Origin of the sequence: Saliphagus infecundisoli (assembly GCF_020177375.1) — an archaeon.
GTDB classification, from domain to species: domain Archaea; phylum Halobacteriota; class Halobacteria; order Halobacteriales; family Natrialbaceae; genus Saliphagus; species Saliphagus infecundisoli.
The window spans coordinates 1-5,583 of record NZ_JAIWHV010000063.1 but is presented as its reverse complement, the minus strand read 5'-3'; the positions used below and the strand labels follow the sequence as shown (position 1 = coordinate 5,583).

The 5,583-nt window shown below is 52.6% G+C and carries 5 protein-coding genes and 1 pseudogene; 2 read left to right on the top strand and 4 right to left on the bottom strand.

The window, feature by feature from the left end; genetic code table 11:
• The first annotated feature begins 708 nt into the window (after positions 1 to 708).
• The gene (locus LCF40_RS22805) at positions 709 to 2,034 is read left to right on the top strand and encodes a Cdc6/Cdc18 family protein (protein WP_380682606.1); all 1,326 of its coding nucleotides are present in this window, start codon (positions 709 to 711) and stop codon (positions 2,032 to 2,034) included.
• A gap of 681 nt (positions 2,035 to 2,715) precedes the next feature.
• On the opposite strand, the gene LCF40_RS22800 is transcribed toward LCF40_RS22805, so the two are convergent.
• Positions 2,716 to 3,222 carry a DUF8154 family protein gene (locus LCF40_RS22800; protein WP_224830415.1) on the bottom strand — a complete coding sequence of 169 codons (507 nt, stop codon included), beginning with the start codon at positions 3,220 to 3,222 and terminating at the stop codon, positions 2,716 to 2,718.
• Positions 3,215 to 3,928 (bottom strand): nucleotidyltransferase family protein, encoded by a 714-nt coding sequence (locus tag LCF40_RS22795; protein WP_224830414.1) that lies wholly within the window; start codon positions 3,926 to 3,928, stop codon positions 3,215 to 3,217. Before LCF40_RS22795 ends, LCF40_RS22800 begins: the two co-directional genes overlap by 8 nt.
• A gap of 798 nt (positions 3,929 to 4,726) precedes the next feature.
• On the opposite strand from LCF40_RS22795, the gene LCF40_RS22790 reads away from it, so the two are divergent.
• On the top strand, positions 4,727 to 5,011 hold the full coding sequence (locus LCF40_RS22790; protein ID WP_114578745.1) for a helix-turn-helix transcriptional regulator: 285 nt from the start codon (positions 4,727 to 4,729) through the stop codon (positions 5,009 to 5,011).
• Between the two features lie 68 nt (positions 5,012 to 5,079).
• Here LCF40_RS22790 and LCF40_RS22785 read toward each other — a convergent pair whose 3' ends face one another.
• Complete coding sequence (locus LCF40_RS22785) at positions 5,080 to 5,352, bottom strand: hypothetical protein (RefSeq protein ID WP_224830413.1); 273 nt, start codon at positions 5,350 to 5,352, stop codon at positions 5,080 to 5,082.
• A gap of 62 nt (positions 5,353 to 5,414) precedes the next feature.
• A pseudogene (locus LCF40_RS22780) lies at positions 5,415 to 5,583 on the bottom strand (IS4 family transposase); the annotation flags it as partial.

Below are 5,583 nucleotides of genomic sequence, written 5' to 3'. Positions count from 1 at the left end.
GAGCATCGGAACGCGGTTGACCGACTCATCGATTGGCAGTTCACCACCGACGACGCACGAATCAAGCTACGGCGACTCTACCCGGTTGAAATTGACGAGGACCAGCAAGTTCAGAGTTGAAGCTTCACTAAACGACTCGTTCTACTAGTCATCTACAGACGGCTAAACGAAGTTCTCCACGCCAATCTTAGACTCTCCTCCTCGAAAACGGGGGCTATATCCGAGGTCCTCTATCGAGAATCTTCCTCGAGTCACCAATATGTAATACTCTCTCGCTTCTTACAGCTCGACAACGGGGAGTGAATCAGGTGTGTTATCTCCCCTCAAAATTTACAAGTCGAAAACGGGGGGTGTGATCGAGAATAAAATCAACGATTGGAATCCTCGCCGGCCAGTTACAACTCGACAACGGAGGGCAATAGATTCCGAAGACGGTAACGCCCTTTTTTTGAGAGTACGTGCCTGTCGATTCATATCCCCTGTTTTCAGCCGGTTACAACTCCACAAGGGTCTAAATTTTTATACCCAGAGTTCGAGGGGTTCATAATGGGACGAGAGGGTTCGGATCACCAGACAGGTGGGAAAGATGATGAATCCCCCTCAGCTGATCCTGGGACCTCTGACTCGATAAGCGAGCAGAGAGATCCTCCCGAAACGGCACAAATGACGTTCGAAAATGGATCGGAATCTGTCGATTCGCCTCAAGAAATGTTGAACGACGACAGTGATGGTATCTCAATTCGGGAACGGCTTCAAACTGAGTCATCTGGCGGCGTTTTCGCTAATAAGGACCTTGTCCGGTCGGATACCATCATCGATGAGGATCGTATTGTCGGTCGCAATGATCAGCTGGGCCGCGTCGTTGACAACTTGAAACCGGTTCTCCAGAACGAAGGCCTTCCAGATATGCTCTTGAGTGGCCCCTCTGGGACGGGAAAGTCGCTCATCATCCACGCAGTCTGTAAACAGATCGTCGAACTGTGTGAGTCCCAAGGAAAGACGTTCGGTGTTCTCTCTATCAACTGCGAGGGGCCGAAGACTGCAGACCGTGCCGTCTATCGGTTAGTCAAAGCTGCTGCTAACGATCTGGATGTCGATCCTGGAGTTCCTCAAACCGGTGTCTCAACGGATCAGAAGCTTGAGCGCCTGTACGAGTTAATGCGTGCTTATTACGATGGTGTAATCTTCATTCTCGATGAAATTGATATGCTTGAGGGGCCATATCAGGAAGCAGAGTACAATTCTCTTATTTATCAGCTTTCGCGCGCTCGAAAACTCGCCGACTTTGGTGGACCAATCTCGCTTACGACTATCACTAACTACGCTGACTTCATGAAGAATCTCAATAGTCGGGCACAGAGTTCCTACAACCCTGATGACATCTTCTTCGATGATTATGATGCAACACAACTCCGTCACATACTCAAATACCGTCGTGACGCCTTCAAATCGGGATCACTTTCAGAAGACGTCATTCCACTTGTGGCTGCATTCGGTTCTCAAACGCATGGCGACGCTCGAAAAGCGATTGATCTCCTCAGGTGGGCTGGCGAACTGGCAGAGCGACGTGGTGCTGACACGGTTACCGAGGATGATGTTCGTGAGGCCCAAGAGAAATATACCGAGAATCGAAAACTCCGCCATATCAGCGGGACTTCAACGCAAAAGAAACTTTCAATCTATGCCGTGGCGGCAACTGCCCACTATGCGACAGACCATCCCGAGTGGATCCCGGCTGGGCCTGCGTTCAAGACGTACCAATTCATTGCTGAGACGATGGATGTGGATCAGTACAGTCGCGAAACATTCGTGAACCACGTCACTGAGCAGAGTACATATGGTGTATTAGACTTCGAACGGCGAGGCAAGGGAAGGGGGAGGGGAGTGCATATGTATTTCTCTCTCTCTGAGGATCCCGAGACGATTATGGAGACGATTCGTGAGGATTCTCGATTCGCTGATTTAGCACACGAAGACGCGACTATCACTGCCGTTGTTCGCGAACGGTTGAAAAATTTCCGTACTGATAACTGATTTGACCCCTTCACTTCTTACTACGCGAAAACGGAGTGTGTGCACGTTTTGAGTCGAACTACAACTCGAAAATGGGGGGATGGCCTTCGTCGTTCATTCTCGTTACTACTCGAAAACGGGGATGGATAAGCCGTGAGATGCGTTTCTTCTCATCATAAAATACTGTCTTGACTTCCCCTCCCTTATTTACAACTCGAAAATGGGGGGAGGGGGCGTTGATCCCCACTTTGATCTATTGGAGCATTTTCAAATACTGCCTCTTGTTTTCGGCTATCCCTTCGGCGTGGCGAATAACTTGCCAGAACTGCTCTGACGAGTATTTGCTGAAGATGTCTGCCCTTCTATCGAGAGTTCTGGCCAGTGGTTTGTTGGGTATTAAGTGCCATCTCATACCAACCGGTACGCTCTTCTGAGGCCATCATTCGTTGGTTAGTTTGCTGCCGTCCTTTATACTATTCTCGAATAGAAAACTATTCTACAATAGCGCAGGCATGTCTGAATAGGTAGTTGACTTTACAAACTCTCTCTCTACGCCGAGAATTGGCGTAGATATGACTGACGAGGAGCCGCCGATCTCGGACCGTCAGTCAGTGCTCAAGAGGGTCTTTGATCATCGAGAGACTCAGGGATCTCGGGATCTGGCACACCTAGCGTACACGAATGAGGGGACAAAGGATGGGTTCAGCAAAGACAGAACTGTTCGAGTTCGGAGTCGAACGTGACGATATGCTCGTGGACGAGTGTCGCAACTGTCCGCATTCTCTCGGCCTGGTCTGCTGTCGTGACCGTTGTCCCGTAGTAATGGGTCGTCCGGCGAGCGTCGTATAGCCGTTTCAGTGACTCGATTGTGTCGTCCTCGAGTGGAACTTGCCCTTTCGCGAACTCATAGGGCGAGTCGTGGTCTCGGAGCTCGGTCGGATCGGTACCGGTTACGGCCAGTAGATACCCCTGAAGCGTGTGCTCGATAACGATGAATGAGTGTTCGAGGATCGATCCGTAGTACTCACCGAGGTCATCGATTTCGTGTGCCAGCGAGAGCAGCCGACACGCTTTCTGAATTTGGACCTCGCTCTCGTCGGCGTCCGGTCCGGAGTTGAGGTTGGGTTCGAACCTCGGGCGCCCGCTCGCGTGGCTGAACGCGTCCTCGGCTGCCGCGATCTCTTCGAGGAGGTCGCTGGGGTCACTCATCACTGAGGATCTCCATCTTGACCCGTTCAAGCAGTTCCGACGACAGTAGTGTGATGCCCTGCCCGAAGAGCTGGTCGGCCTCAACTCGGTCGGATTGTGAAAGAATTGACTCCGGTGTCTCGACGATAATTTCGAACGAATATCGCTGTGCTGACGCCCAGTCCTGGTCGTCGGCTTCGAGTTGCGCTCTGATCTGCTTCCAGTTCGCCTCGAAGTCGGCTTCTGTCGCATCTGCGAGAGCGATCGTGGGGGGAATCTGAAGCTCTTCGAGATTGGTTGCGAGTTTATTGGCTTCGTGGCGTTGTTGCAGGTGATCTTCGGCGACGAGCACCCATAGGTCGATATCACTCTGTCTGTCTGCGGTCCCGCGGACCACGCTCCCGAAGAGAATGATTCCTCTGACGCCGTTGAGCTCGTCATCGATGTAGCGACAGGCAACGCGGGCGGGCGTCTGGAACTCCGTCTGTGGGATACTTCGGATCGGATCCTCTGGCTTGTCGAGCCGGGCTCTGTTGATGTGAACGCGCCGTGCGTTTCCCTGATTGTACGTCTGGACGAGGTCGTTCGTCTCGAGAGCGTTGACCGCTTCACGGGTCGCCCGCTCGCTCATTGGGACGACCCGGGAGAGCTGTCGGATCGAAACGTCGATGTCCGGATTGTCGCTAAGGAAGTTAAGGATGTGTGGTGTGGCGCCGTGTTTGAACAACGCCGAATCTCGGACGGGGAGGGCGAAGCCGATCGACGTACCTGCCGCTCCGGTGGCGTCGTCTTCGATATTATTTCTTGAGCTCTGATGCCGCATGCGGCATAATAGTTCGACTCGACTTATATATTTTATTAGCATCTCGACTTTACCGATCAACGAGCATGGTCACTTCTCGAAGCCCACTAATCGCCGTCTCTCAGACGAGATCGCCAGTTCAACGGTCTCTGTTCTTGGGCATCCGTCCGTCTTCCAATAAGTCCCATCGGCGGTCCGATCTTGCTCGCACCGCTTACACGCCGCTATGCGAGCCTTCATAGGCAACACAGAGAGTCCATTTGTAGAATTCGCTGTCCTACTCGTCAACAAGCCGTATGGGGTAGAGGATCGTCCCATTTGGGTGGCTAGGGCGGGGCTCACGAAGGTGTCTCGCGCATCCGAGCCTTGTGCAACGATGCCTTTCTGTGGAGGGGCTAAATGTTGCACAAGGCTCGCCATCGGTACGATTATATTCGTGGATGCAAGACACTCACGTGCATAGCCCACGTGGCGAACCTGACATTGATGAGTGGGCTGTGTCCTGTACGTACTCGGGGCGGGATTCCCCTTCCCGCCCCTCCTCATGCTCTCCGTGAGCAGCGGGGACGCCGGGCCACTCAGTTGGGCTTACTCTCAAAAGCTCCAGACTCCCTATGAAACTCTATGCTTTCCTCACAGGCGTAAGCCGTTTACACAGATGCCTTTCAGAGGAAATGGGTATAATTCCAAACAGTTAAGCCGATCTAGTTAGTCGAGAGTCATATGTACGATCTGACCGGCTTCCAGCGCGATCTCCTGTACGTTGCTGCAGGATTGGACGAGCCCCACGGGCTCGCGATCAAAGACGAACTCGAGAACTACTACGAAACGGAAATCCATCACGGCCGGCTCTACCCCAATCTCGATACGGTCGTCGACAAGGGGCTTCTCGAAAAAGGCCAGAAAGATAAACGAACGAACGTCTACTCGGTGACGCGTCGTGGCAGACGAGAGATCGAAGATCGTCGAGAGTGGGAGTCACAGTACGTCGACGAACTGGTTGCGTAACCGCGTCTCGTGGATTCTCTCGCAGTGATCGGGATCGCCATCATTCACACCGATCTGTAGATCGCTCATCACTCGTATGAGACGTCTGTCACGCGAAGTCCTTCATCCACTTCGTAGAGATACCCACGATCGTGAAGGCGGTCAACGGCGTGATCAACGTCCTGTGGTTCGACCTCGAGATCAGTCGTGAGGACGATCTCCGTAAGCTGGTCACGTGACAGCGTCGGAATGGATGGCTCTCCGTCCGGGGTAGATTCACGTTGGTCTGTTACGTACTCTAGAACCGTCTCGTAGACGCCAAGAATCCAATCAGGCAACGGAGGGCGGTCGTCCTCATACATACTCTGCATCCCGTCTATAGATCGGTCAGTGTCTTAGTACTGATGACCCCATACGTTCTAGTTTAGTGGTGATCAAAGGTGAACTCACCCCATTCAATCTGCTCACGTAACCGTTCCCTGTGTGGATTTGGATCCCGCGACGCCCACAGCAATAACTCGTCTAAATCCGGTAGTTCATAGCCTAACTCTACCATGAGGTACAGCTGGATCAGATGAGCATGTCGTTCGATA